Source organism: Jatrophihabitans endophyticus (assembly GCF_900129455.1).
Lineage (GTDB): Bacteria > Actinomycetota > Actinomycetes > Mycobacteriales > Jatrophihabitantaceae > Jatrophihabitans > Jatrophihabitans endophyticus.
Window position 1 is genome coordinate 368,801 of record NZ_FQVU01000001.1, and the last position, 25,216, is coordinate 394,016.

At 72.1% G+C, this 25,216-nt stretch carries 24 protein-coding genes and 2 pseudogenes; 16 read left to right on the forward strand and 10 right to left on the reverse strand.

The window, feature by feature from the left end; translation table 11 throughout:
* Nucleotides 1-38: 38 nt before the first annotated feature.
* The gene (gene pip / locus BUE29_RS01715; protein WP_200800048.1) at nt 39-962 is read right to left on the reverse strand and encodes a prolyl aminopeptidase; all 924 of its coding nucleotides are present in this window, start codon (nt 960-962) and stop codon (nt 39-41) included.
* Nucleotides 963-1,078: 116 nt separating this feature from the next.
* On the opposite strand from pip, the gene BUE29_RS01720 reads away from it, so the two are divergent.
* Nucleotides 1,079-2,800, forward strand: a complete 1,722-nt coding sequence (locus BUE29_RS01720; RefSeq protein WP_084180598.1) for a DNA polymerase — start codon at nt 1,079-1,081, stop codon at nt 2,798-2,800.
* A gap of 34 nt (nt 2,801-2,834) precedes the next feature.
* On the opposite strand, the gene BUE29_RS01725 is transcribed toward BUE29_RS01720, so the two are convergent.
* Nucleotides 2,835-4,103: an alpha-hydroxy-acid oxidizing protein gene (locus BUE29_RS01725; protein WP_073385124.1), complete on the reverse strand. Its 1,269-nt coding sequence runs from the start codon at nt 4,101-4,103 to the stop codon at nt 2,835-2,837.
* A 35-nt stretch (nt 4,104-4,138) separates the two neighbouring features.
* Between BUE29_RS01725 and BUE29_RS01730 the strand changes: the two genes are divergently transcribed.
* From BUE29_RS01730 to BUE29_RS01745, 4 genes are read left to right on the forward strand one after another with little or no spacing between them, the layout of a single operon-like run.
* The gene (locus BUE29_RS01730) at nt 4,139-4,651 is read left to right on the forward strand and encodes a shikimate kinase (RefSeq protein ID WP_073385127.1); all 513 of its coding nucleotides are present in this window, start codon (nt 4,139-4,141) and stop codon (nt 4,649-4,651) included.
* Nucleotides 4,648-5,814 (forward strand): MFS transporter, encoded by a 1,167-nt coding sequence (locus tag BUE29_RS01735; protein ID WP_073385130.1) that lies wholly within the window; start codon nt 4,648-4,650, stop codon nt 5,812-5,814. Before BUE29_RS01730 ends, BUE29_RS01735 begins: the two co-directional genes overlap by 4 nt.
* Nucleotides 5,815-5,844: 30 nt before the next feature.
* Nucleotides 5,845-6,183 carry a hypothetical protein gene (locus BUE29_RS01740; protein ID WP_073385133.1) on the forward strand — a complete coding sequence of 113 codons (339 nt, stop codon included), beginning with the start codon at nt 5,845-5,847 and terminating at the stop codon, nt 6,181-6,183.
* Between the two features lie 2 nt (nt 6,184-6,185).
* The gene (locus BUE29_RS01745) at nt 6,186-6,767 is read left to right on the forward strand and encodes an NUDIX domain-containing protein (protein ID WP_143167925.1); all 582 of its coding nucleotides are present in this window, start codon (nt 6,186-6,188) and stop codon (nt 6,765-6,767) included.
* A 7-nt stretch (nt 6,768-6,774) separates the two neighbouring features.
* Here BUE29_RS01745 and BUE29_RS01750 read toward each other — a convergent pair whose 3' ends face one another.
* Nucleotides 6,775-7,749: a DMT family transporter gene (locus BUE29_RS01750; RefSeq protein ID WP_200799991.1), complete on the reverse strand. Its 975-nt coding sequence runs from the start codon at nt 7,747-7,749 to the stop codon at nt 6,775-6,777.
* 29 nt (nt 7,750-7,778) lie between these two features.
* Nucleotides 7,779-8,672, reverse strand: coding sequence for an alpha/beta fold hydrolase (locus tag BUE29_RS01755; protein WP_143167926.1), 894 nt, complete (start codon nt 8,670-8,672; stop codon nt 7,779-7,781).
* 91 nt (nt 8,673-8,763) lie between these two features.
* Between BUE29_RS01755 and BUE29_RS21240 the strand changes: the two are divergent.
* Together BUE29_RS21240 and BUE29_RS01765 are read left to right on the forward strand one after the other, a co-directional pair.
* A pseudogene (locus tag BUE29_RS21240) lies at nt 8,764-9,012 on the forward strand (type I glyceraldehyde-3-phosphate dehydrogenase); the annotation flags it as partial.
* Nucleotides 9,013-9,129: 117 nt separating this feature from the next.
* Entirely contained in the window at nt 9,130-10,176 is a 1,047-nt protein-coding gene (locus BUE29_RS01765) for an aldose epimerase family protein (protein WP_073385135.1), read from the forward strand.
* A 9-nt stretch (nt 10,177-10,185) separates the two neighbouring features.
* Here the strand turns inward: BUE29_RS01765 and BUE29_RS23560 are convergent.
* A pseudogene (locus BUE29_RS23560) lies at nt 10,186-10,969 on the reverse strand (helix-turn-helix domain-containing protein).
* A 63-nt stretch (nt 10,970-11,032) separates the two neighbouring features.
* Here BUE29_RS23560 and BUE29_RS01775 point away from each other — a divergent pair.
* Nucleotides 11,033-11,887 carry an oxidoreductase gene (locus BUE29_RS01775; RefSeq protein WP_073385137.1) on the forward strand — a complete coding sequence of 285 codons (855 nt, stop codon included), beginning with the start codon at nt 11,033-11,035 and terminating at the stop codon, nt 11,885-11,887.
* 66 nt (nt 11,888-11,953) lie between these two features.
* Nucleotides 11,954-12,130, forward strand: coding sequence for a hypothetical protein (locus tag BUE29_RS22715; protein WP_200799993.1), 177 nt, complete (start codon nt 11,954-11,956; stop codon nt 12,128-12,130).
* Between the two features lie 143 nt (nt 12,131-12,273).
* On the opposite strand, the gene BUE29_RS01780 is transcribed toward BUE29_RS22715, so the two are convergent.
* Together BUE29_RS01780 and BUE29_RS01785 are read right to left on the reverse strand one after the other, a co-directional pair.
* Complete coding sequence (locus tag BUE29_RS01780; protein ID WP_073385141.1) at nt 12,274-13,479, reverse strand: LCP family protein; 1,206 nt, start codon at nt 13,477-13,479, stop codon at nt 12,274-12,276.
* Between the two features lie 73 nt (nt 13,480-13,552).
* Nucleotides 13,553-13,921 (reverse strand): VOC family protein, encoded by a 369-nt coding sequence (locus BUE29_RS01785; protein ID WP_073385145.1) that lies wholly within the window; start codon nt 13,919-13,921, stop codon nt 13,553-13,555.
* Between the two features lie 63 nt (nt 13,922-13,984).
* Between BUE29_RS01785 and BUE29_RS01790 the strand changes: the two genes are divergently transcribed.
* Entirely contained in the window at nt 13,985-14,434 is a 450-nt protein-coding gene (locus BUE29_RS01790; RefSeq protein WP_073385149.1) for a MarR family winged helix-turn-helix transcriptional regulator, read from the forward strand.
* Between the two features lie 19 nt (nt 14,435-14,453).
* Here BUE29_RS01790 and BUE29_RS01795 read toward each other — a convergent pair whose 3' ends face one another.
* Together BUE29_RS01795 and BUE29_RS01800 are read right to left on the reverse strand one after the other, a co-directional pair.
* Nucleotides 14,454-16,703: an Ig-like domain repeat protein gene (locus BUE29_RS01795; RefSeq protein ID WP_073385153.1), complete on the reverse strand. Its 2,250-nt coding sequence runs from the start codon at nt 16,701-16,703 to the stop codon at nt 14,454-14,456.
* A gap of 264 nt (nt 16,704-16,967) precedes the next feature.
* The gene (locus tag BUE29_RS01800; protein WP_159440814.1) at nt 16,968-17,831 is read right to left on the reverse strand and encodes a M55 family metallopeptidase; all 864 of its coding nucleotides are present in this window, start codon (nt 17,829-17,831) and stop codon (nt 16,968-16,970) included.
* Between the two features lie 295 nt (nt 17,832-18,126).
* Here BUE29_RS01800 and BUE29_RS01805 point away from each other — a divergent pair, with 295 nt between their 5' ends.
* The 4 genes from BUE29_RS01805 to BUE29_RS01820 all read left to right on the forward strand — a co-directional run bounded on the left by BUE29_RS01805 (nt 18,127) and on the right by BUE29_RS01820 (nt 21,715).
* The gene (locus tag BUE29_RS01805; protein WP_084180602.1) at nt 18,127-19,737 is read left to right on the forward strand and encodes an alpha/beta fold hydrolase; all 1,611 of its coding nucleotides are present in this window, start codon (nt 18,127-18,129) and stop codon (nt 19,735-19,737) included.
* A 158-nt stretch (nt 19,738-19,895) separates the two neighbouring features.
* Nucleotides 19,896-20,141, forward strand: coding sequence for a FitA-like ribbon-helix-helix domain-containing protein (locus BUE29_RS01810; RefSeq protein ID WP_073386807.1), 246 nt, complete (start codon nt 19,896-19,898; stop codon nt 20,139-20,141).
* A 9-nt stretch (nt 20,142-20,150) separates the two neighbouring features.
* Nucleotides 20,151-20,582 carry a type II toxin-antitoxin system VapC family toxin gene (locus BUE29_RS01815; protein WP_073385175.1) on the forward strand — a complete coding sequence of 144 codons (432 nt, stop codon included), beginning with the start codon at nt 20,151-20,153 and terminating at the stop codon, nt 20,580-20,582.
* Nucleotides 20,583-20,902: 320 nt separating this feature from the next.
* Nucleotides 20,903-21,715, forward strand: a complete 813-nt coding sequence (locus tag BUE29_RS01820) for a hypothetical protein (RefSeq protein ID WP_200799994.1) — start codon at nt 20,903-20,905, stop codon at nt 21,713-21,715.
* Nucleotides 21,716-21,759: 44 nt separating this feature from the next.
* Here BUE29_RS01820 and BUE29_RS01825 read toward each other — a convergent pair whose 3' ends face one another.
* Nucleotides 21,760-22,173 carry a DUF488 domain-containing protein gene (locus tag BUE29_RS01825; protein WP_234971362.1) on the reverse strand — a complete coding sequence of 138 codons (414 nt, stop codon included), beginning with the start codon at nt 22,171-22,173 and terminating at the stop codon, nt 21,760-21,762.
* Between the two features lie 637 nt (nt 22,174-22,810).
* On the opposite strand from BUE29_RS01825, the gene BUE29_RS01830 reads away from it, so the two are divergent.
* Entirely contained in the window at nt 22,811-24,013 is a 1,203-nt protein-coding gene (locus BUE29_RS01830; protein ID WP_084180603.1) for a DUF2130 domain-containing protein, read from the forward strand.
* The gene (locus tag BUE29_RS01835) at nt 24,010-24,978 is read left to right on the forward strand and encodes a ParB/RepB/Spo0J family partition protein (RefSeq protein ID WP_143167928.1); all 969 of its coding nucleotides are present in this window, start codon (nt 24,010-24,012) and stop codon (nt 24,976-24,978) included. The genes BUE29_RS01830 and BUE29_RS01835 overlap by 4 nt, the downstream gene beginning before the upstream one ends.
* Nucleotides 24,979-25,216: the final 238 nt, after the last annotated feature.

The following is a 25,216-nucleotide window of genomic DNA, read 5'->3' on the forward strand; positions in this document are numbered from 1 at the left end:
GGAAAACTGCCGCAGGCGGCATCAAGCCACCGCGGTCGTCACGACTCGGCGAAGCGGTCGGTGGCGGCGAGCAGGGCGGCGAGGATGCCGGGCTCGTCGAAGGCGTGGCCGGCGTCGTCCACGAGCACGTACTCGGCGTCGGGCAGGGCGCGATGCAGGTCCCAGGCCGTGGTGGCCGGCGTGCACATGTCGTAGCGACCCTGGACGATCACCGTCGGGATGTGCGCGACGCGGTGCGCGTCGCGCAGCAGCTGCTCGGGCTCGAACCAGCCGTCGTGGACGAAGTAGTGGTTCTCGATCCGCGCGAAGGCCAGGGCGTACTCCGGCCGGGCGAACTCGGCGACGAGCTCGGGTCGGGGCAGCAGCGTCACGCCGTTGGCCTCCCACGTCGCCCAGGCGACGGCGGCCGGCCCGTGCACGGCGGGATCGGGGTCGGCCAGCAACCGGGCGTACGCGTCGACCAGTCCGCCCGGGCGGCGCTGCTCGGTCGGCACCGGGGCGAGAAAGCGCTCCCACGCCTCGGGGTGCACCGCGGCCGCGCCGCCCTCGTAGAACCAGTCGAGCTCGGCCGGGCGCAGCGTGAAGATGCCGCGCAGGATCAGCCCGGTCACGACGTCGGGGTGCGTCTCGGCGTAGGCCAGCGCCAGCGCCGAGCCCCAGGAGCCGCCGAACACGAGCCATCGCTCGATGTCGAGGTGGGCGCGCAGCCGTTCCAGGTCGGCGACGAGGTGCCAGGTGGTGTTCGCCGCCAGCTCGGTGTCGTGGCGGCCGGCGTGCGGCGTGCTGCGGCCGCAGTTGCGCTGGTCGAGCAGGACGATCCGGTAGCGCTCGGGATCGAAGAGGCGGCGATGCTTCGGTCCGGTACCGCCGCCGGGACCCCCGTGCAGGAACACCACGGGCCGGCCCGCGGGGTTGCCCGAGACCTCCCAGTACACGGCGTTGCCGTCGCCGACGTCCAGCATCCCGCTGTCGTACGGCTCGATCTCGGGGTACAGAGCGGCGGGGGTACTCACCCGGTCGAGGCTAGCCACCGGCGTCCGGCGGCGCCGACGAGGACGGCACCGGCGAGGATGACTCCGTGCCCCTGCCGCCGGACCTCGCCGCCCTCGATCGCGGTGCGCCGCTGGCGGTGGCGCTCGCGGCGGGCGTCGGCGTCGGGCTCGCCGCGCCCGGCCGGAGCTGGGCCGTGCCCACCGCCGACCCGGCGGCCGTGGTCGCCACGCTCGAGGCGCAGGTGCGGCCGCGATGGACTTGGTGGGGACGCGAGACCGCCGATGCGCTCGCGGCCGCGCCGGTGCGGGTGGCCGCGTGCTGGGACGTCGGCGCGGTGACGCAGCTGCTCGTGGGCGGTCCCCGGCCGGGCGTCGCCGCGGCGTGGGCGCAGGCGCGCGGTCTCGACGCCGCAGCGGGCCCCCGTTCCGGCCAGCTCGACCTGCTCGCCGTCCGGACCGAGGGGGGTGACGGGGGTGACCCGGAGCAGCCGGTCCGTCCCGACGGCTACCTGCGCCCCGAGTGGGTCGACGGCGGGTGGCGACGCTCGCCGGACCGGCTCGCCGCGTGGGCCGCGACCGCGCTCGACTGCGCGTCGGCCCAGCGCCGCGACCGGCCCGAGCTCGCCGCCGACGGCCCCGTCCGGTTGACGGCGTGGTCGGAGTCGGCGGCCGAGCTGCTCTGCGCCGAGCTGCAGGTCGACGGACTGCCGATGGACCTCGACCGCGCCCACCAGCTCGTCGCCGCAGCGGTCGGTGCGCGGCCGCGCGACGCCGCCGAGGCCGCGCGCCTCCGCGCCGACCGCGACGCCGCCGTCCTGAGCCACGCACGCACCGACGTGGATTTGCGCGATCCCGCGCAAGTGCGGGCGATGCTGGCCGCGATCGGGGTCGACGTCCCCGACACGCGGTCGTGGCGGCTCGAGCCGCTGCGCGGCACGCATCCGCTGGTGGACGCCCTGCTGCAGTGGCGCAAGGCCGAGCGCATCGCGACCACCTACGGCTACGGCTGGCTCGACGAGTTCGTGCGCGGCGGCCGGCTGCGGGGCGTGTGGGCGGGCAGCGACGGCGCCGCCGGCCGCATGACCGCCTCGGCCGGCCTGCACAACCTGCCGGCCGAGCTGCGGCCGGCCGTCACCGCCGAGCCGGGTCACGTCCTCGTCCGCGCCGACCTCGGGCAGGTGGAGCCGCGGGTCCTCGCCGTCGTGTCGGGCGACGCCGCGCTCGCCGCCGCCGGCCGCGAGGACGACCTGTACGCGCCGGTCGCGGCGCGGCTCGGCGTCGCACGGCCCGTGGCGAAGGTGGCGGTGCTGGCCGCGATGTACGGCCAGACGTCGGGCACCGCCGGCGCCGCCCTCCGCGGCCTCACCACCGCCTACCCCACGGCCATGCGCTTCCTCGACGCGGCGTACGCCGACGGGCGCGCCGGTCGCGACGTGCGGACCACGGGCGGTCGGCTGGTGCGGATGCCGCCGCTGCCGGCCACGCTGGACGGGGAGGGCGTCCGCGCGTTCCAGGGTGCCCGCGGCCGCTACGCCCGCAACGCCGTCGTCCAGGGCGCGGCGGCCGAGTTCTTCAAGATCTGGGCGGTCGTCGTCCGCGCGCGCGTCGCCGACCTCGGCGCGCGCATCGTGCTCTGCCTGCACGACGAGCTGCTCGTGCACGCGCCGGCCGAGCACGGCGACGCCGTCGCCGACCGGCTGCGCTCCTGCCTCGCCGAGAGCGCGGCGCGGTGGCAGGGCGGCCGCAGCGAGGTGCGCTTCGTCGCCGACATCGCGGTCGTCGGTCGTTGGTCCGACGTCAAGGGGTGACGCAGCAAGATCACGCCCGCCGGCGCGGACGGGGCTACCCGGCCAGCAGGTCGGTGGTGATCGCCGACAGCCGGTCGACGCCGACGAGGCCCATCGTGAGGTCGAGCTCGGCGATCACGTTCTCGACGACCTGTCGCACCCCGTCGGCGCCGGCGAGGGCGAGGCCGTAGACGTGCGGACGGCCGAGCAGGCACGCGTCGGCGCCGAGCGCGAGGGCGAGGAAGACGTCGGCGCCGGTGCGGATGCCGCTGTCGAACAGCACCGTCGCCTCCGGACCGACCGCGGCGCGGACCGCGGGCAACGCGTCGAGCGCCGCGACGGACGCGTCCACCTGGCGTCCGCCGTGGTTGGACACCACGATGCCGTCGACGTGCTCGAGCGCGCGGACCGCGTCGTCCGGGTGCAGGACGCCCTTGAGCAGGACCGGCAGCGACGTCCGGTCGCGCAGCGTCGCGATGTGCTCCCACGACAGCGCCGGATTCGAGTACGTCCCGAGGAAGCGTTCGACGGCGGCGCGGGGCTCGGGCGAGCGCAGGTTGGCCAGGAACCGGCCGGGGTACTCGCGGGTCATCGACACCAGCGTGCGCACCGCGCCGAGCGTCACCTCGACCTTCTCCCCCGGCCCGGACGCCGTGCGCACCTGCTCGCGGACGAGCGCGCGGAACGACGGGTCGGACGTGTACTGCGCGATCCCCTGGCCTCGCGCGAACGGCAGCGAACCGAGGTTGAGGTCCTGCGGCCGCCAGCCGAGCAGCGTGGTGTCGAGCGTGACCACGAGCGCGCGGGCACCGCAGGACTCGGCGCGCCGGATCATCGAGTCGACGACCGGCTCGTCGGTCGACCAGTAGAGCTGGTACCAGTACGGCGTCGCGCCCATGGCCTGCGCCGTCTCCTCCATGGGATTGCCGCCCTGGCACGAGAAGACGTACGGCGTCCGCGCAGACGCCGCGCCCTCGGCGATCTGGACGTCGCTGTCGCGGGTGACGAGCTGCGCCGCCCCCACCGGGGCGAGCAGGACCGGCGCCTCGAGCTCGGTGCCGAGCACGGTGGTCGAGAGGTCCCGGTCGACGGCACCGCGCAGCATCCGCGGCACGATCCGGTGCCGGTCGAAGGCCTCCCGGTTGTGGCGCATGCTGGCGCCCTCGCCGGCACCGCCCACGACGTAGGCGCGGGCCTGCCGCGTCATGCGGCGGGCGGCGCGACGCTCCAGCTCGGCGGCATCGGTGGGCACGCTCGGGGTGCGGCCGAACGCCCCCGCGCGGTAGATCGCCGTCTGCCGTTCCCGTCCACGCCCGGTCGCCATAACGACGAACGTAGCCCGCCGCTACCGTCGGGTACGTGGCAGCTCCCGCGTCGATCTACCTCATCGGCCTGATGGGCAGCGGCAAGACGACCGTCGGCCGACGGCTGGCCGCCCGCCTGGACGTGGGCTACGTCGACAACGACGAGGCCGTCGCCGGGTTGGCCGGGGTCTCGTCGGTCGAGCTCGCGCGACGCGGCGGTTCCGAGCTGCACGAGTGGGAGGCCCGCTACGTCACCACGCTGCTCGACCGCGACGCGGTCGTCGTGGCCGGCATCGCCGCGAGCAGCGCCGACCGTCCCGCGGAGCTCGCCGCCCTCGCCGCGGCCGGACTGCTCGTCTACCTGCACTGCCCGCCCGCGGTGCTCGCCGCCCGGGTGCGGGCCGACGGCCCGCGGCCGTGGCTGCCGGCCGACCCCGAGACGATGATCGCCGACATGTACGAGCGACGCGACGCCGTGCTGCGCGAGCACGCCACGATCGTCGACGCCACCGTCACGCCGGACGACGCGGTCACCCGGATCGTGGCGGCGCTCGCGGCCCGGCGGTGACCGCACCGCCACCGGCCCGCGTCGAGCTGCGTCGCGTCGCGCTCTACGTCGGCGGCCTGCTCGGGCCCTTCGGCGGCGGCATCACCGCCGCGATGCTGCCCGAGCTCGGCGGCAGCTTCGACGTCCCGGTCACGACGGCGGGGCTCGCGCTCACGCTGTACTTCGTGCCGTTCGCGGGCCTGCAGCTCGTCTCGGGCACGCTCGGCGAGCGGTGGGGACGGCGCCGGACCACCCGGATCGCCTACGTGGTCTACGCGCTGGCCAGCGTGCTCTGCGCCGTCGCCCCGGACGCCGGAACGTTCTTCGCCGGCCGGGTGGTGCAGGGCGCGGCGAACGCGTTCACCACGCCGCTGCTCGTCGCCGGGCTGGTCGAGGCCGTCCCCGCCGCGGCGCTGTCACGCGCGGTCGGGGTGTTCGGGGCGTGCCAGGCCGCCGGGCAGACCCTCGCCCCGCTGGTCGGCGCGCTCTCGACGACGATCACCTGGCGCCTCGCGTTCGTCGTCGTCGCCGCGGTGGCGGTGCTGCTCGCGCTGGCCCCGCCGGCCGGCGCGCCCCGGCCGGCGACCACGGCGCCGCGCTTCGCCGACCTGGTGACGGTCCGCATGACGCTCGTGTCCCTCGCCGGGTTCGCGTCCTACGCGGGTGCTGCGGGGTTGCCGTTCCTGGTGTCGCTCTACGCGGAGCGGCGCTTCGCGGTGTCCGACGCCGCGGTCGGTTTCGTCATCGTCGGCTTCGGCGCCGCCGGTATCGCCTGCGCGGCCACGTGGGGGACGGTCAGCGAGCGCTGGGGTGGCGGCCGGGCGGCCGCGGCCGGGCTGGCCGGCACGGCGGTGCTGGTGGCGCTCGTCGGCCTGACACCGGCGGTCGGCTGGCTCGTCGCGGTGTGGACGGCGGCCGGCGTGCTGTCCTCGCTCGCGACGGTCGGCATCCAGAACGTCGCGGCCCGCGAGGTGCCCGGCAACCGGGCCGGCGCGGTCTCGGTCGTCTCGGCCTTCCGGTTCACCGGCGGCGCCGTCGCCCCACTGCTGCTGCTCCCGCTCTACCCGGCCACCCGGCACGTCGGACAGGCGCAGGGTCAGCCGGCGTTCCTCGTCGCCGGCGCGATCGCCCTCGCCGGCGCCGGCTGCGCCGCGGCCCTGACCAGGCGTGCACCGTCGCGTTAGCCCGCACCGCGCCGCGAGCATGACCGCTACATGAGCGACAGCGAGCACGCACCCGACGAGCCGGACCCGACCGCGCGTTCGGAGGCGGGCACCGACAGCTCACCGCCGGCGGCACCCGCCGACACCGAGTGGGTGGTGATCCGCCCGGCGGGCGACATCGCCGACAGCGACCTCGCGTCCACCTTCGAGGGCGAGTGGCGCAAGCGCGCCGATCTCGTCGACCAGTCGGGCATCGACGTCGACGGCCCGAGCGGGGTCGTGCGCGCCGTCCCCGTCGATCGCGTGGAGCACAGCCCGGCCGGGCACGTCGCGCAGGTCTACGAGGTGCCGCCGTCCGACGACGACGGCACCGAGCCGTACCGGGGCTGACGATGGCGTACGAGGTGCGGAGCTCGCAGACCCGCTACGACGGCGCGATCATCCGGGTGCGTACGGACGAGGTCGTGCAGCCCGACGGCGAGACGGCCACCCGCGAGGTCGTCGAGCATGCCGACTCGGTCGCGATCGTCGCCCTGGACGACCGGGAGCGGGTGCTGCTCATCGAGCAGTACCGGCACCCACTCGCCGCACACCTGTGCGAGATCCCGGCCGGGCTGCGCGACGAGGAGGGCGAGGATCCGCTCGACACCGCCCGCCGCGAGCTGGCCGAGGAGACGGGTGTGTCGGCCGGGTCGTGGCGCACGCTGGTCGACGTGCGGACCTCGCCGGGCATCCTCGACGAGACGTGCCGCATCTATCTCGCGCGTGACCTGACCGAAGGCGATCGGACCGGTGCCGCGACGGGCGAGGAGGCGGAGCTCGAGGCGCGGTGGACGCCACTCGCCGAGGCCGTCGCGATGGTCTTCGACGGCCGGATCACCGATGCGCTCGCGGTGAGCGGACTGCTCGCCGCGGCGCGGGTGACCGCCGGCCAGAACGCGGACCGCGACGCCGACATGGCCTGGCCCGGCTGAGCCCGGGTCAGCCCCGTACCGGTTCGCTCTCGCGCGCCGACGGGACGACGGCGGCCGGCCGACGGCTCTCGTGCCAGCCGAGCAGGGTGACCGCGACGGCGACGACGGCGAGTCCCAGCCACTGCGTCCCACTGAGGTGGGTGTGGAGGAAGAGCACGCCGACGACGGCCGCGGTGGCGGGGAAGGCGAGCTCGGCGAGGGTCGCCCGGGACGCCGGCGTCGAGCGCAGGGCGCGGTAGTAGACGACGAGTGCGAAGAGCCCCGGGATCAACGCGAGCAGGACCAGCCCCGGCAGGTTCCCCCAGCCCGGCGCGACCGCGGCGCCGGTCGCCTGGACGACGCCGATCGCCCCGAGCAGGCCGAACCCGAACCGCAACGTGGTGATCTCGCGCGGGTCGAGCGCCGTCGAGACCAGCCGCCCCAGCACCGTCCCCCCGGCCCAGAGGACGGCGGCGCCGACGGCCAGCAGCGCCGCCTGGAGCTCGCTCACCCGTACGTCGAGCGGATCGGCGAAGGTCAGCAGCCACGCGCCGACCAGCGCTGGCAGCACGAACACCGCGTAGGACGGCCGCAACCGCTCGCGCAACAGGACGACGGCCAGCGCGATCGCGAAGACCGGCTGCAGCTTCTGCAGCACCAGCGGCGTGACGAAGTCGTGCGAGCGGGCCGCGAGCGCGAACGACTGGGTGAACAGCGCGGTGGCCACCGCGGAGGCGCCGACACCGATCACGACGACGGCGAGGCGGTCGCGCCAGCGGCACCGCGCGAAGGCTCGCAGCGCCGCGGGCAGCCCGGGGGCCAGCACCGCCAGCGCGATCACGTGCTCCCACAGCACGACCGTCCCGGCGTCGAGCGCGGTCGCCAACGGCTTGCGCAGCACCCCGTCGAGACCCCACAGGGCGGCAGCGCCGGCGACCAGCAGCGTCGCGTCACGCGTTCGGGCGGTCGTGGACACGGGGTCGGCGCCCCGGGCGGTCGTCACGGGGGACCGAACCACCGGAGCGGGTCGGCTCATTCCCGACCGGGCGGGTGCCGGGCGAGGTGCTCGGTGACCGCGGCCAGCACGGCCGCCGGATCCTCCCGGTGGGGGAAGTGCCCCGCACCGTCGACGACGACGCGGCGGTAGGACCCGAAGTGCCCGGCCTGCCCCCAGGACGTCTCGGGCGGATCGCATTCGTCGGCGCCGCCGTGGACCATCAGGGTCGGCACGTCGATCCGATCGGTGCCCGCGACCGCGGCCCGCACGTCGTCGTAGCGGGGGTCGCGGGGCTCGTCCTCGCGGAACCGGGAGCGGTACGCGTGCAGCGTGACCGCGACCCAGTCCGGGTTCGCGAACGACGCCGCCGTGGCCTCGAACTCGGCCGGTTCGTACCACCCGGCGGGGCTCCAGGTGTCCCACTGCTCCCGCGCGAAGCCGACCGGGTCGGCGGCGACGGCCGCGGCGCCGGCGTCGACGCACATCAGCCACTGGTACCAGAACAGTCGGCTCTCGCGGAACGAGGCGGGAACCGCGAACCGGCCGCGCGGCTGGTAGCCCAGCGCGAGCGTGCTGATCGAACTCACCCGGTGGGGGGCGACGGCCGCGAGCGTGTACGCGGTGCGGGCGCCCCAGTCGTGCCCGACCACGGCGAAGCGACCGAGGCCGAGGAGGTCGGCGAGGTCCAGGACGTCGCGGGCGAGCGCTGCACCGGAGCCGTCGCGCAGCGTGGTGTCGTCGTGGAAGCGCGTGCCGCCCGACCCGCGCAGGCTCGGCACCACGACGCGGTGGCCCGCCGCGATCAGGCCGGACCGCACGTCGTGCCACCCCCGCGCGGCATCGGGCCACCCGTGGACGAGCACGACGGGCGGGCCGTCGCCCTCGTCGGTGTACTCGATCGCGAGCACCGGGGTGTCGATCATCGCCATGGGTCCACGCTAACGGCACCCTCCGACATTTAGAACGGACCGTTCGATAATCCACAGCGGTGGACGACGCTGTGGACGAGCTGCCGTCGACGCCGCGGCGGTCAACGCGGCGTTCGCCGACGCGGCCGCGGCCGGCCCGCTCCACGGCCGGCTGGCCTACTCGACCGACCCGATCGTGTCCAGCGACGTGATCGGCGATCCCTCCTCGTGTCTGTTCGACGCCAGCCTGACCCAGGCCTCCGGGCGGATGGTCAAGGTCTTCGGCTGGTACGACAACGAGTGGGGCTACACCGCCCGCCTGGTGGATCTCACCCGGCTCGTGGCGGCGAAGCTCGACTGACACGAGTGGCGTCCTGCGGCGCCACCCACGAGGCCCCGGGCTCCTCCTCCCGGGGCCTCGTTCTGCCCGCGCGGCCTGCCCGCCCCGCCGCCGGCGATGCGATAGACAGGACGCATCATGCCCAGCATCCGCACCGGCACCGGCGCCGACCACGAGGCCCGGCTCGTCACGCTGTCCAACGGTCACCTGACCGCCGTCCTCACCGACCTCGGCGCACGCCTGCTCGAACTGCACGTGCCCGACCGCGACGGCCGCACCGTCGACGTCGTCCTCGGCCGCCCCGACCTGACCACGGCCTCCGCCGACCCCGCCTACATGGGCGCCACCGCCGGTCGTTACGCCAACCGCATCAGGCGCGGCCGCTTCCACCTGCACGGCACCGACCACCAGGTCACGGTCAACGAGGGCGAGAACCACCTGCACGGCGGCCGTCGCGGCTTCGACCAGCACGGCTGGACCACCGAGCTCCACCCGGACGACGAGGGCGTCACGTTCTCGCGTGTCTCCGTCGACGGCGAGGAGGGCTTCCCCGGCCGGCTGGTCGCCGAGACCCGCTACCGGCTCGACGGCTCAGCGCTCGAGATCGCCATGACCGCCACGACGGATCGGCCCACGCTGGCCAACATCGTGCACCACTCGTACTTCAACCTCGGCGGACACGACTCGGGCGACGTCCTCGACCACGTGGCGCAGCTGCACGCGGGGCACTACACGCCCGTCGACGACGAGCTGCTGCCGACCGGCGAGATCCTCGCCGTCGCCGGCACGCCGTTCGACTTCCGGACCCCCACCCGCCTCGGCGAGCACCACGCCGAGGTGCACAACACCGGCGCCGGACGGCCCACCGGCAGCGCCGGCGGCTTCGACCACAACTGGGTGCTGGCCGGCACCGGGACGCGGGTCGTCGCGGTCGTCGCCGATCCGCGCAGCGGCCGCCGCGTCACGCTGTCGACGAACCAACCGGGTCTGCAGCTCTACACCGGTGGCTACCTGCAGGACGTCACCGCCAAGGCGCCGCTGTCGCACTACGACGCCTTCGCCGGCTTCACCCTCGAGACGCAGACGTTCCCCGACGCGGCCAACGTCGCGCACTTCCCGTCCGCCGTACTGGAGCCCGGGACCACCTACCGCAACACGATGCGGCTGGAGTTCGCGGCGGACTGACGACTCGGCTCAGCCCGGCCGGGCGGCGGGCGGAGCGGCCGCGAGGGCGCGCAGCGTCGCCTCGTCGTCGGAGCCGGCGGTCGCGAAGTAGACGTAGAGAACGTGTCCCTCGCCGCCGGCGACCGCGAACGTCTCGTACTGCAGTCGCACCGTGCCGACGGCGCCGCCGCAGCTGCTCGACGAGGTCGGGGAGCCCGGCGGCACCGGCCGCGGTGCTCGCGCGGAGCCCCGCGACGGACTGCGCGGCGATGTCGTCCCACTCCGGGTACACCGCCCGCGCCCGCGGGTCGAGGAAGACGAACTCGACGAGGTTGGCGCCCACCGACCACGCCGGGTTCACGCGGCCCGCGAGGGCGGTGGCGGCGACGACGTCGCGGCGTGGGGTGACGACGAACGCCGGCAGGTCCGACCAGCGTTCGAGCAGCTGGGCCACGCCGGGACGCACCTCGGCCGGGGCCCCGCCCGCTGCCGAGGGCGGGTCGGCGAGCGCGTGCAGGTGCCGCCGCTCCGCGTCGTCCAACCGCAGTACCCCGGCCAACGCCTCGAGCACCTCACGCGACGGCCGGCGGTCCGTGCCCTGCTCGAGCCGCGCGTAGTAGGACGCGCTCACGCCGGCGAGCAGGGCGAGCTCCTCGCGCCGCAGCCCGGCGACCCGGCGCCGTGTCGTGCTGACGACGCCGGCGGTGGCGGCGTCGACGCGCTCGCGGCGGCTGCGCAGGAACTCGCCCAGGTCGTTGCCGGTCGCCACCCGAGCAGCATGGCACGGGCGAGCGGGACGGCCCGCCGACCGCACCCTGCGAAGGCACCCCCTGACGGGGTGTGGCTACCGATCACGCCCGCTCGCAGACTCGGTGACATGACTACGAACGAGAGCAACGACAGGGTCTGGCTCGTCACCGGGTGCTCGTCCGGACTGGGCCGCGCGCTCGCCGACGAGGCGCTGCGGCGCGGCGACCGCGTGGTCGTCACCGCCCGCCGCAGCGAGACGGTAGGCGACCTCGCCGCGGCCCATCCCGGCCGGGCGCTCCCGCTCGCGCTCGACGTGACCGACGACGCGTCGGTACGCGACGCCGTCGCCGCCGCGGAGGCGCACTTCGGCCGTATCGACGTCGTCGTGAACAACGCCGGCTACGGCTACCTCGCCGCCGTCGAGGAGGGTGAGGACGAGCCGGTCGCGACGCTGTTCGACACGAACGTGCACGGCGTGGTGCGTGTCCTGAAGGCGGTGCTGCCCGGGATGCGGCGACGTCGCAGCGGGCGAGTCGTCAACGTCTCGTCCTTCGGCGGCCTGGCCGCGTTCGCCGCGACCGGCTACTACCACGCGACCAAGTTCGCCCTGGAGGGCTTGTCCGAGTCCCTGGCCGCCGAGCTCGCCCCGCTCGGCATCGCCGTCACCATCGTCGAACCCGGCGGTATGCGCACCGACTGGGCCGGCGCGTCCATGCAGCAGTCCCCCGTCCGCATCGCCGACTACGACGAGACCGCCGGCGCGCGCCGCACGTCGACACTCGCCGTCTCGGGTCGGCAGCCGGGCGACCCGCGCCGGGCCGCCGCCGCGATCGTCGCCGCCGTCGAGCGGGACGAACCGCCGCTGCGACTGCTCCTCGGCTCCGACGCCCTCGCCGGTGCCACGGCACGGTGGGAGCGGCTGCGCCGCGAGGCCGACGCCGACGCGCCGCTCACCCGCAGCGCGGATCTGGCCGCGTCGTGACCGGCACCCTATTCGTGGTCGGCGCTCCACCCCGGCGTCGTCGCGACCGTCGGGGTCGTCGGGGACGTGCTCGGCGACCTGCCGGCGAGCGAACGCGGAACGCTGCTGTGCACCACGGGTGGCGCCGCGGTCGAGCCGCACTCGGACCGGGCCGTGTCGGCGATCGCGTACGCCGCCGAGTCAATGTCCGTGCGGCTGCTGCACGACACGCTCGCCCGCTCGGCACGCACGTCGCCCAGGTGACGATGGTCGGTGCGGTCGGCCCCGGCGCGACCCACGAGCCGACGACGATCGCGGAGGAGCTGTGGAACCGGCACACCCGCCGCGACCAACCGCTCGTCGTGCTGCGCTGACGAAGCGCCACGCGCGCTACCCGGCCCAACGTTTCAGTCGATGCACTTCGCGTCGACGGCGGTGGGCTTGGGCGTCGAGCGGCGCGACGAGCTTGTCGACTTCGACTTCGACTTCGACTTCGACTTCGACTTCGACGTGTCGGCCCTGCCGATCACCGTGGCCACGAAGCGTTTGACCTGCTTCGGACTCGCGGTCCCGTCTAGCGACACTGGGATCGTCTTGCCGACGATGTTGTTGGCGGTGAGGTTCTCGAGCTGGCGGGCGAGATCGAGCAGGTCGAGGTGCCGGTCCAGGTAGACCGAGGTCCGCAGCGCGTCCTTGAGCCGGCGCAGCTCGAACAGGATCCCGACCGAGCCTGCCACCCGTCGGAACGCGGCCGTCAGGAAGTACTGCTGCCGCTTCACGCGGTCGAAGTCGCCGTTGTCCAGGCCGTGGCGCTGGCGCACGAACTCCAGCGCCTGCTTCCCGCTGATGTCGTGCCTGCCCTTCTTCAGATGCAGTCCGGAGCCGCCGTCGCTGCCGTGGGCGACGTTGGTCTTATGGCGGTCGTCGACGTCGTGGCACAGATTGATGGGCACGCCGCCTATCGCGGTGCTGAGGCGGTAGAAGCCGAGCAGGTCGATCTGCACGTAGTGGTCGATGCTCAGCCCGGTGAACGTGGTGACGGTCTTCAGCAGCAGGTCGGCGCCGGCCTTGCGGGCCTCGGACCGGGCCGCGGGCGGGCTCATGGTCGAGCCGTACCTGCCCATCGCCGCGCTGTACGCGAGCGCGTACGGTGCGTTCAGCTTGTTCGTGCCGTAGCCGTCGGGGACGTCGACCATGGTGTCGCGCGGCAGCGAGATCAGCGTCGCGCGCGAACCGTCGGCGGGCACGTGGACGATCATCATCGTGTCGGTGGCCAGGCTGCCGCCGTCGCGGCCCACGTGGAGGTCCTTGACCTCCTTGTCGCTCATGGTGGAGCGGTCGTCGTTGCCGACGACGAGGATGTTCTGGTCCTGGCCGTCTATGTCGGGCTGGTCGGGCGTCGCCGGCTCGCCGACGCTGACGTCGAGGCGCGACACGTTCCGGTCGAGGTCGCGGTACTGGTACCAGGTGTAGCCGGCGACCAGCAGCAGCCCGATCGAGACGATCGCGCCGATCACCCGCCCGATGCCGCGGGCCGCGTACTGACTGCCCCGGCCATCGCCGCGGTGCCGGCCGCGCGGGTCGAGATCCGGCGGCAGCTGCTGTGACGGCACCGGGGGACCGTACAGAACCGGCCATGCGAAGGCGCTGAGCCGCGTGCGCCGGTCGGGCGACGGCGCCGGTCGGTCAGGCCCGCTCGTGGAGCGTGACGTGGTAGCCGTCGGGATCGGCGAAGGTGAACGTGCGGCCGAACGGTCCGTCGATCGGTGCCGCGACGATGATGTGACCGTCGGCGGCGAGCGCGTCGTGGATCGCCTGGACGTCGGTGGCGTGCAGCCAGATCGCGGCGCCGATGCCGGGTCGGGCCACCGAGTCGAGGTCGGTGCCGGGCACGACGTCGCGGACCGCGAAGGCGACCGGCTTCGTGTCGAAGACGACGGCGTGCGGCGGCCCGGCCGGCGAGCGCACGAGGCCGAGGTACTGCTCGTAGAACGCCTGCGACGTGTCGAGGTCGCGCACCTGCAGGGAGATGAAGTCGGGGCCGGTGGCGGGCATGGTGCTGCTCCTTCGCTGTATGTCAGATATCTGACACACGCCAACGTATGTCAGACTGCTGACATGAGTCAAGACGGCGTCGGCGTCGACCTGCAGACCTCACTGGGCTACCTGCTCAAGGAGGCGTCGAGCGCCCTCCGCGCCGCGATGGAGGAGGTGCTGCGCCCCCTCGGCATGACCGTGACGCACTACTCCTGTCTGGAGCTGCTCGCCCAGCGCCCGGGCCTGTCGAACTCCGACCTCGCCCGCGGCGCCTTCGTGACGCGCCAGTCGATGAACGTGCTGCTGCAGGCCCTGGAACGCGACGGCTTCGTCACCCGTCCCGCCGAGGCTCCCGTCGGCAAGGCACTCCCCACGCGGTTGACCCCGCGCGGCCGTCGCAGCCTCGCCAAGGCCACCGTCGCCGTCCGCTCCGTCGAGCTCCGGATGCTGGCGGGCATGACCGCCACCGAGCAGTCCCAGGCCTTCCGCGCCCTGCAGAGCATGGTCCGCTCCCTGCGCGACGATGCGTGATCACTGACCCCGGTCCCGGTCAGCGGCGGACGGTCTTGCGCGCCGTGCGGCTGTTTCCGGCATGGTCGGTGACCGAGGCCCGATAGGTGATCACGTGGGCACGGACCGTCCGAACGAGGGCGGTGCGGGCGACACCCGACTGGTCGTCCCGCACGACCAGGCTGGCCTTGGGCAGCCGGCGCGTCCCGCTCGGGACCGTGCCCAGCACGATCCGCACGGTCGGCGCGACACGATCCACGGCGACCGTGGCGGACGCGGTCGCCCTGCCGCCGTCGTTCGCGGCGATGGTCCTGGCGACGACGGTCACCCCGCTCGCCGCCACCGTCACCGGCGCCGGGCAGGACCCCGCCAGCGACGCGCTGCCGGGCGTGCAGGTGAACCGCACGGTCGCGGGCCCGGTGAACCACCCTGCCCGTCGATGCCCGGTCACCGTTGCCGTGATCCTCGGGTCGACGGCGCGAACGGCGATGTGGATCGAGGTGGGCGCCGCGGCGAGGTAGTCGTCGTCGCCGGCCTGCTGGGCGGTGACGGTGCAGGTTCCCACCGCGTCCAGATGTACCCGCACGCCGTCGACGGTGCAGCCGTCGCCGACCAGCACGACGGGCTGTCCGGATGCGCCGCCGCTGCTGGAGATCGTGAGGGTGCCACCGACCGATCCGCTCCGAGCCGCGGTCAGGACGATGCGCTGTGGGGCGCGAGCGACGTCGACGGTCCGTTGGATCTGGGGAGCAGCGTCGTAGTGGTCGTCGCCGTCCTGCCATGCCGTGATGACGCAACGGCCGGCATGCTCGAAGCTGACCGTGCGGCCCAGCACCGAACAGTTGTCGTCCCCGACTATCTGCAGGGGCCGCGTCGAACCGCCCCGGCTCGTCGGCGGTATGCGATAGGTGCCACCGACCATGGGCGCGGCCGGTGCGACGGTGACGTCGACGGTCTGCGGCGCCCTCGTCACTCCGATCGCGTAGTTGCCGGTCACGGACCGGCCGTCCGCGTCGGTGACGGTGACGGTGAACGTCGTCGGCGCGCCGGTCGGCGTCACCGCGGTGGGGGTTCCCTCGAGGGTGCCGTCGGCGTGCAGGGCGAGACCGGCCGGCAGTGTGCCGGCCGTGCGCGCGAAGGTGTAGGTGCCGCTGCCGCCGGCTGCGTCGAGGCGGGCGTGGTAGGTCGTGCCGTAGCTACCGTCGGGGAGGTCGCGCGTGGTCAGCGAGAGCGCTGATCCGACCGACAGCCGCAGCGGCGTGTCGGTGGTGGCAGGCAGGTAGCCGAACGAACCGCTGTAGGCGGCGGTCACGTGGTGGTCGCCGGCTGACGCGAGCGTCGTGGTGCAGACCGCCGTGCCGTTCTCGTCGATCGCTCGTGCGTCGCAGTCGCTGATCGTGCCGTCCGCGTCGGAGAACGCGACCGTTCCCCGTCCCGGGCCGCTCACGCCGTCGACGGTCGCGGTCAACACCACCTGGTCGCCGGCGACGACGCCGGTGGCCGGGCTGGCGGCCAGCGTCAGGTCGGGCTGCGTCTTGGTCCAACTGAAGACGACGTCACCGTCCCTGTCGTCTCCCATGCCGAACGTCGCGTCGGTCGCGCGAGTGGGGTCGACGTAACTGGAGCCGGCGCCGCCACCGCCGGTGTGTCCACCGCCGCCGCCGCTGTACCAGCCGCCGCCACCGCCGCCACCGCCGTCGGTGCGCTCGTCGGCGTAGGTGCTCCGATCGTTGCGGTAGACGCTGCCCGTGCCACCCAGCGGCAGCCGGCTGACCCCGGAGGCGGGCCCGTCGCCGTCGCCGCCGGATCCCAGATCCGTTCCGTCGGCATCGTGGAGGTCGCCCCCGCTGCCCGGCGAGTCCTGCGTGCCACCGGTCGCGGCGGTGCCCGGGTCTGCGCGCGGCGGGTCACCCTGGCCGCCCGTCTCGCCGGCGTCGCCGCCGGCTGCGCCGGTACCGCTGCTGCCACCGCCACCGCCGGCGGCGACGAGAGGGCGCGACTCGGTGTCGGCGAAGACGAACGAGCCGCCACCGCCGCTGCCGGCCTGCGAGTTCGGGTCGACCGGTCCGCCGCCGCCCGCGGCGCGGCGGGACGTGCCGCCGAGGATGCCGCGCGCGCCGGTCACGATGGTCAGGCGTTCACCGGGGACGACGGTGACGTCTGCGGTCACGGCCGCCCCCCGCCCGACGAGGAAGCCGCCGCCGGACGCGCCGTCGACCCGCACGTGCATCGTCTCGACGTTGGCCGGGACCTCGAAGGTCTGCAGGTTCTCGTCGAAGTCGAACCTCACGGAGCACGCGTCTGCCGTCGGCGTACACGTGTCGAGCGTGTCCGCGGCTGCCGGCCGCGCCGCGGCGACACCCACTCCCGCCACGGCAACGACAGCGGTCAGCAGGGCCGACGACGACCGGCGTAACCCGCAGGTGACGCCGCCCGACGTGGAACGCGGGATGTGCACGAGACTCCGTCGACGTCGCAGTGGTCATCTGACGAGTAGCCCATCGGCCGCTGCGGCGAGCAGTTGAGCCGGTCGACGGGTTGGGATCTGCCGTCCTCAGATGCCGAGCGCCCGTTCGGCGAGTGCGATGCAGGCACCCAGGTAGCGAGTCACCGTGGTGACATCCGAGGCCCGAGCAGCGACGGTGCGCGCCCCGGCGCGTGTGGCACCGGGGACGAGCGCTGCCCACTCGGCCATCGGCGAGGTCAGGAAGTCGATCTCCACGTCGAAGGGTGGGTCCGGCACGAACGGCGCTGGCAACGGCGCGGTCAACGCTGCCGTGGTCGCCTCGGCCAGTCGACGACGGGCCTCGGCCGGTGAGAGGCTGCGAGCAGCCCGGTAGCCGAGCCCGGTCTTGACCGCAACGGTCGTGACGTCGGGCACGAGCTCGCGGGCCTGCGCACAGGTGATGTCGTCGCCGGCGACCAGGACCAGCGGCACGCCGTGACTGCCGAGCACGGCCGTGTTGGTCTCGGTCTCACCCCAGTCCTGCCCGTCGACGCGGATGCCGGACACGACCGAGCTGTTGAAGCTGTGTTCGAGCACGCCCGACGTCGTGCCGGCCCGCGCGTGGTAGCCGACGAAGATCCCCGCGTCGAAGCCGGCCTCGATACCGAACGTCATCGCGGGCATCTTGCCCGAACCGGTCTGCAGCTCGGCACGCTCGTCGAGCCGGTCGGGCAGCAGGTTGCACAGATCGCCGTGCGAGTCGTTGACCACCACTCGCTCGGCTCCGGCGTCGAACGCGGCTCGCACCACGCTGTCGGCCTCCGCGGTCATCAGGCCGCGGGCCCACTCGTAGTCGGTCTGGCCGCGCCACACCTGGCGCCGGTCGGTGATGCCGGCGATGCCCTCCATGTCGACCGAGACGAAGATCCTCGACGGCGAGGCAGCGCGTTGCGACGGTCGTGACGAGCTCATCGATCTCCTTGCTGGCCGGCCGGTCGTGATGCCGTGACCGTTCCGCACCAACCCGCTGCGGTGTTCGTGCCGGAGCACGACACTGGACCGTGTCATTCGTCGGCCCGGCACTCGCGACGACGCCGATGTCGGTGCGTCGCTGCGCGTCCTCGGGGCCCGGTCGCGATCTTGTCGTCAACGGCAAGATCCCGTGTCCAGTTTCGTCCGAATACACCATTTCCTCCCGTCGTGCAGGCCGGACGATTCGGGGGTTGGCGGCAGACCTGCCGCGAACACCGACTCGGAGGTGACAGTGATGCGACTACGAGTGTTCGCGGGCGCTGCGGCGGCGTGCGGTGTACTCGCCCTCGGCGTGGTCCCGGCCCAGGCGGCGGGGGCCGCCCGCGCCGGGCAGGCTGCGCAGGCCCTGACCTGGCAGACGTGCAAGAGCCCGACGACGACGGGTGCGGCGCTCGACCAGTGCGCGACCCTGCAGGTCCCGCTCAGCTACGCCGACCCCGGTGGGGCCAAGATCGGGATCGCGGTGATCCGGCACCGGGCCACCGACCAGGCCCACAGGATCGGCTCGCTGCTCTGGAACCCCGGTGGACCGGGTGGCTCGGGCACCGCCAGCCAGGACTTCGCCTATCCCTACTTCCCCGCCGCCGTCCGCGCCCGGTTCGACATCGTCAGCTTCGACCCGCGCGGCATCGGCAACAGCAGTCAGCTGCAGTGCTTCGACACCCCGGAGCAGGAGAACGCCGCGCTGGCCACGGTGCCGGCGGCCCTGTTCCCTGCCAACGCGACGGAGGAGAAGCAGGAGATCGCCGCCTGGGGCACGTTCGCGAAGGCGTGCCACGACCACGGCGGACCCATCCAGTACCACATGGGCACGGCCAACGTGGCCCGCGACGTGGACGCCATCCGCGCCGCGGTCGGCGATGCCACGCTGAACTACTGGGGACCGTCCTACGGCAGCTACCTCGGTGAGACCTACGCCAACCTGTTCCCGCAGAACGTCGGACACATCGTGCTCGACGGCAATGTCTCGCCGAAGGAGTGGAACGACGCCGCCGCGGGTGCCACGTTCGGCACCTTCGACCGGCTGAACTCCGCCCAGGGCACCGAGGTGGCCCTGCAGATGTTCCTGTCGCAGTGCGGATCGGCCGGCGCAGCCAAGTGCGCGTTCGCAGCGGGCTCGCCCATCGCCACCGCAGCGAAGTACCAGCTGCTGCTCAGGCAGCTCGACGCCCGTCCGGCCACCGTCAACGGCACCACCTTCACGCGCTCGCTCACCGTCACCACGACGGCCGGTGGTCTGGAGTACCAGAACGCCAACCCGATCTCGACCGGGTGGGCGGGGCTCGCCACCCAGCTGCAGGCCATCTGGACGGCCAGCACGAGCGCGTCCGGCGCGACGAACGCCCCGGGGGTGACGATGACCGTGCCGAATCGATCGGCCACGAAGCTCGCCGGTGCGTTCGCCCCGTCCATCGTCGAGGGCACGTACGGGGTGCTGTGCTCCGAGAGCCCGAACCCGGCCGACCCGAACAGCTACCAGGCGCAGTCGGCGCGGGCCAACAAGGAACAGTCCCCGTCGGGCTTCGGCTCGCTGTGGACGTGGCAGGCCGAGCCGTGTGCCCAGTGGCAGGCGCGCGACGCCGAGCGTTACACCGGCCCGTTCGACAAGAAGACGCCGCCGCTGCTGGCGATTGGCACCAAGGGCGACACCAACACTGCCTACACCTCGACGCTGAAGCTGCCGTCGCAGCTGAACAACGTGCACATCATCACCGAGGACGGCGGCGGCCACACCGCACTGTTCAACCCGAGCTCGTGCATCCTCGACGCGGCCAGCAGCTACTACATCAACGGCACCCTGCCCGCAGCGGGCACGGTCTGCCAGCAGGACAAGCCGCCCTTCTAGTCACCTGGCTGGCCAGCCGCGTGTGCGCGCCAGGACCCGACGCGCTGCTGCTGAGTCAGGGGTTCGCTCACGGCCCGGTCGGATGCCGACGCATCCGACCGGGCCAACTTCCATTGGTGCTAGCATTGCTAGCGTACACGGCAAAGGGTGGAGTGCACATGGGAACGCTGGTGATTCGCGATCTCGACGACGAGGTCAAAGCTCGGCTGCGTGTTCGCGCAGCTGAGCACGGCCGGTCGATGGAGGCCGAGGCGCGCGAGATCCTCGCGACGACCGTCAGCCCAACCCGTCCCCGCGCCCGACTGGGCAGCCATATCCGCGATCGCTTCAGGACGGTTGGTCCGGCCGGCCTGCCGGTCCCGGCCAGGTCGGATCCGGCCGGCGACGTGACCTTTCCGGACTGAGATCAGGCAGTGATCGTGCTGGACACGAACGTCGTGTCGGAACTGATGCAACCCAGTCCGGACGCGAACGTTCTCGCGTGGGTGGATGCTCGAGACGTCTCCGACCTCGTCATCACCTCGGTCACCGCAGCCGAGCTCAGAGCAGGAGCGGCACTACTCCCCCGCGGGCGGCGCCGAACTCGCATCGCCGACCTCGTCGACTCCGTCATCGGCGAGACGTTCGCCGGCGCGGTCGTCGCCTTCGATGTCAACTGCAGCCCCCACTACGCCGACATCGTGTCTCGCCGCAGAGCCGCTGGACGGCCGATCTCTGCCCTGGACGCCCAGATTGCGGCAACGTGCCGCCTGCACGGCGCCGGTCTCGCAACGCGGAATCAGCGCGATTTCGCGAAAATCGACGTCGAGCTGATCGACCCGTGGGTCGCCAAGCCTGATCGGTAGAACGAGGTTGGTGGGCGCGAGGGGCCCAAGAGTCGTCGACGGCCACCCGACGCCATCACCCGCGTCAGCCGAGGTAGCAGCGCCAGGAGCCCCGCCGGCTCGGTCGCCATGCCAGGCGAGCAAGAACCGTCGATCTGGGCGGCCCTCCTGAGCTTGGCGACTGCACATATGGATCTATAGGCGGGTCGGTCGGTGCAGTGAGGCGAGGCCAACGTCGCGGCCGCTGGAGTATTTGAATCGACCAGCCCGTAAGGGCCGTAACGCGTGTTGATCACCGGTTTCGCTCCTATGCCTCCATACTGCCGTCTGGAGGACCCGCGTTGACCGATCAGATGACGTTGTTTGGACCCGACGGGACTGAGCCGGAGCCCGCGACCGATGAGGTGCGCTCGCTACGGCTGATGATTACTGTCAAGGCGGCGCCCAACCCCTCTCACACCTACGGCGAGACCGTGTGCGTCGCCGGGGTTTCAGTTGATCCGAACCGCCCCGGCTGGGTCCGGCTCTATCCCATCAATTTTCGTTACCTCGAGCAGGACACACGATTCAGCAAGTACGACATCGTCACCGTCGATGCGCAGAGGGCGCGGGCGGACGGGCGCCACGAAAGCTGGAAGCCACGCATGGCTTCGTTGCGCGTCGAGAAGAGCTTGCGAGCGTGGGACCCGCGCCGCCCGCACATCGCGCCGTACATGGACACGACAATGTGCGAGCTCAATGAGGCAGCGCGCGGCCAGGGCGTCGGTCCATCACTTGGTCTGGTGCGCGCTGCCAGCGTCGAAGATTTCGTCGTCGAAAAGCATCCCGGCTGGACCCGTGACGAACAGGCGAAGATCGATAACTACGTCGGTCAGCTCGACCTGTTCGGCGGTGAAGATCGCACCCCGCTGGAAGCACCGCGCTTCAGGGGCGCGTATCACTGGCATTGCCGAAGCGAGGATTGCCGGGGACACAAGCAGGGCAACATCGACTGGGAGCTGGTCGCGTTCCAACGCACAATGCGCTCGCTCGGCGACGCCGACCTCGCCGACGCCATTAAGGCGACGTTTCTCGGGGAGTTGTGCGCCTCCGATCGCGACGTGGCTTTCTACGTCGGTAACCAGGCGAAGCGTCGCAACGTGTTCAGCGTTTAAGAGTTTGGTGGGCACGGCCGGGTAGGGACCGGCGGCGCTGAAGATCAGCCGGTTCGAACGGAAAGGAGCTCGTCGATAAGGACCTTGCGATGGCAGTGTTGCTCATCGCGTTCGAAACACATCACCGCGACGTGACTAGCTTCTGCGAGGTCTGCTAGCTGTGCCATCTCGGCCACAGCGGCCGGCGTACCGAGCAGTCCGCGATATACGGCGCGACCGGTCTCGACGTCGTCGCCGCTGAACGCCGCCCGGTTGTCCTTCGGATTTCCCAGCGCACGCAGATGGCGATACTCAATGCCGGCGGCGTCGAGCGCAATGCTCAGCGCGGTCTTGCTGAACCCACGACGGCGACTCACCGCGTTCAGGCGCACGTCGACGAGTACGTCGATGTCGCGGCGAGCGAGGTCGGCGACGAACTCATCGATGTCGCAGCCCTCGTATCCGACTGATTCGACCATCGGCACGATCACTGCCTTCCCGCCTGAGGTTGTTGCTTCTCTGTACGCTATCGGCTCTCACCGGGACGAACCGTTGCCGGCGGGACGCCGCAAGACAGAAGGACCCGCCGCCGCGGCGCAAGCGGCTGCCGGCACCTTCGGTCGCGCGCCTGTGCGCTCGCGAGCCGTCGCTATGCGCGCAACAACCTTGAGCGATGTACGTCAAGATGAATCTGGATGGGCTCTTGACTGAAAGGTCGAAGGCCTGTCGGGAATCCGCACGACCATCCCGACGAGACTGCTCGTGAAGAGGTCGAGCGGCCGCAGACCGCGACGGCGAACTCCTTCCACCAGTGCAGCAGCGCTCCGCGGGCGACGTACCCGAAAGTTGAAAGCGGCATCAGGGTCTCCTTCGCGTCCCAGATGCCTCCCAAGCCGCCAGCGTTCAGACCCCACACGGCACGCTCGGCCGCCGCCGGTCACAGAAGACGGGCGCTGATGTCGCGCTCGCACTACCTTCGCGGGTCGCGCTCTTCGAGAGGCCTGCACCGCGCGCACTCAGCGGGCGACTCGCAGAGGCGTCCGAGCCAAGGTGCTTGACGAAGGCGCCTAGCGCGGTCATGCTCTAGGAATTGTTGGGACCTATTGGGAGCTGAAGATGACCGCTCACGTGTCGGAATTGCCGTACAGCGAGTCGTGCCCATGGTGTGGGCAGGGGATCCCGCATGACCGGATGGAGGAGATCCTCGGCCGGATTCAGGCGAACGAGCGGGCGCAGACCCGGTCCATTGAGCGGCGACTGACCGCAGAGATGGAGCAGCGTCTGGCGGACGCGGAGGCTGAGCAGGCTGTAGCGATAGAGGCGGTGCAGCGGGAAGCGGACGCGGCCGTCACGGAGACGCGCCGGAAAGGCGCGGACGAGTTGGCGGCCGCAGTCGCGGCGGCTGTCGCGGCGGCCCACGCTGAGGCGGCGCAGCGGGAGGCGGCGGCGGTTGAGGCGGCGAACGCGGCGCGGCAGGCGGCCGAAGCGCGGTTGGCTGAGGTGACCGCCCGGCATGAGGAGGCGACGCAGGCGCTGCTGGTCGAGCAGCGGGAGGCGTTGGAGGAGCATCAGGAGAAGCTGCTGGGGGTGGAGCGGGCGCGGGCGTTCGCGGAGCAGCAGAAGCTGAGCGAGCAGGTGGCGAAGCTGCAGCGGCAGTTGGAGCGAAAGTCGGCGAACGAGCGGGGTGAGGGCGCTGAACTCGACCTGTTCGAGGAGTTGAGGCAGGCCTTCCCCGGCGACGTGATTGAACGGGTGAAGCGGGGGCAGCCGGGCGCGGACATCGTCCACGAGATCCGGGACGGCGGTCGAGTGTGCGGGAAGATCGTCTACGACTCGAAGGACCGGACGGCGTGGCGTAACGACTACGTGTCGAAGCTGCGGAGCGACCAGTTGGCCGCTGAGGCTGAGCACGCGATTCTGGCGACGGCCGTGTTCCCGTCCGGGACGCACCAGCTCCATGTTCAGGAGGGTGTGATCGTCGCGAATCCTGCCCGGGTGGTGGAGCTGGTGCGGTTGCTCCGGGGTCATGCGGTGCGGTTGGCGACATTGCGGGTGGGGGATGAGGATCGGGCGGAGAAGGCAACGGCGCTGTACACGTTCATCGGGTCCGAGCGGTTCGCGCAGCTGATGGAGCAGCACGCGCAGGTGACCACGGACCTGCTGAATCTTGAGGTGAAGGAGAAGCGGGCGCACGACACGACATGGCGGCGGCGTGGCGAACTGATCCGACAGGCTGAGCAGAACCGCGGCGTGATCATGGCCGAGATCGACCAGATCGTGATGGGCCCGGACGCCGGCCAGATGCGGGACGCAACGTGACGCAACCGGCCCGGAACGGGCATGCACCGGGTCCGGGGGCGGTTGCTGCGTTTCAGGAGCGGCGGCTCGGGGCGACGGTGTTGCGGACCCGTCGGCTACTAGTTGACCTGGACGATCTGCGTCCGAACGAGCGGCAACCCCGCATGGGCGACAAAGTCGATGAGGAACTGCAACGCCAGATCGAGGCGAACGAGGGCCTCTTCGAACCGTTGCTGGTCGAACCGGACCCGGAAAGTCCCGCCCGGTTCCGGATCATCGATGGGGAGCGGCGTTGGACGAACCTGCGGGTCCTGGCAGATGCGGGGAAGCAGGAGTACCGGCGGGTGCCGGTGGAGGCGACCGACCGTGTCCTCAGCGATGAGGAACGGTTGCGGGCGTGGATTTACATTCATCGGCAACGGAAAGAATGGGACGCCAAAGAGAAGGAGATGGTCGCCTACCGGCTTGTTGAACTGGTCGGGCGGGCAAGCGCAGCGAACATCCTCGGCGTCACGGTCCGGGAACTCGACCGGCTCGTACAGATCTTCGAACTGTCCGAGCAGTTCCGGGACCTTCCGGAATCGGCGGCGGCGATCACGTGGGCGCGGGAACTGAACGGCATCGCGAAGACGCTCGTCACCCCGACAGTCGTCGAGGCGGTCACGACGAAGGTGTCGAAACGTCTCATCACCAACTCGAAAGACATCCGGCAGCTGCGGACCATCCTGCGGGACCCGGTCGCCCGCGCCCACTTCCTCGACGACCCGAACTCGACAGTGCAATCGGCGATGATGCGCATCGCCGGTGCCGCACCGGCGAAGGCATCAGCGAAGCCGCTGGATGACCTGCAGGCCGCGATTGGGGCGTTGCGGTCCCTGTCCTGGACGGAGGTGGGCGCGCTGAAAGGCGACCCGGACGCGGTAGCGCGGCTTGATGACGCCGTGTCCCTGTTGCAGGCGTTGCGAGGCAGCATCGCCGACACATGACTTCCGGCCACCCCGGCCGGAAGGGGGCCAGACACGAGTGTGGCCCCCAACTCGCAGCAGCGAATCGAAGGCCAGCACCCCTAGACAGGGTTGACCATAGTCGAAGAGCTGTTGCCGAAAGAACCCTGGAGGTTCTGATGGCAAGAAGGTCCGGCGGGCACGCCCGCTCAGCGATCACGGGTCGGTACATCTCGAAAGCGGCGGCGGCGCGGCATCCGCGCACGTCCGTCGTCGAGAG

Coding starts and splice junctions, on each gene's coding strand:
- pip (WP_200800048.1), bottom strand. CDS start 962: ATGCTGGACGTCGGCGACGGCAACGCCGTGTACTGGGAGGTCTCGGGC.
- BUE29_RS01725 (WP_073385124.1), bottom strand. CDS start 4,103: ATGGCGACCGGGCGTGGACGGGAACGGCAGACGGCGATCTACCGCGCG.
- BUE29_RS01740 (WP_073385133.1), top strand. CDS start 5,845: ATGAGCGACAGCGAGCACGCACCCGACGAGCCGGACCCGACCGCGCGT.
- BUE29_RS01745 (WP_143167925.1), top strand. CDS start 6,186: ATGGCGTACGAGGTGCGGAGCTCGCAGACCCGCTACGACGGCGCGATC.
- BUE29_RS01755 (WP_143167926.1), bottom strand. CDS start 8,672: ATGGCGATGATCGACACCCCGGTGCTCGCGATCGAGTACACCGACGAG.
- BUE29_RS01765 (WP_073385135.1), top strand. CDS start 9,130: ATGCCCAGCATCCGCACCGGCACCGGCGCCGACCACGAGGCCCGGCTC.
- BUE29_RS01775 (WP_073385137.1), top strand. CDS start 11,033: ATGACTACGAACGAGAGCAACGACAGGGTCTGGCTCGTCACCGGGTGC.
- BUE29_RS01785 (WP_073385145.1), bottom strand. CDS start 13,921: ATGCCCGCCACCGGCCCCGACTTCATCTCCCTGCAGGTGCGCGACCTC.
- BUE29_RS01790 (WP_073385149.1), top strand. CDS start 13,985: ATGAGTCAAGACGGCGTCGGCGTCGACCTGCAGACCTCACTGGGCTAC.
- BUE29_RS01800 (WP_159440814.1), bottom strand. CDS start 17,831: ATGAGCTCGTCACGACCGTCGCAACGCGCTGCCTCGCCGTCGAGGATC.
- BUE29_RS01805 (WP_084180602.1), top strand. CDS start 18,127: ATGCGACTACGAGTGTTCGCGGGCGCTGCGGCGGCGTGCGGTGTACTC.
- BUE29_RS01810 (WP_073386807.1), top strand. CDS start 19,896: ATGGGAACGCTGGTGATTCGCGATCTCGACGACGAGGTCAAAGCTCGG.
- BUE29_RS01825 (WP_234971362.1), bottom strand. CDS start 22,173: ATGGTCGAATCAGTCGGATACGAGGGCTGCGACATCGATGAGTTCGTC.
- BUE29_RS01830 (WP_084180603.1), top strand. CDS start 22,811: ATGACCGCTCACGTGTCGGAATTGCCGTACAGCGAGTCGTGCCCATGG.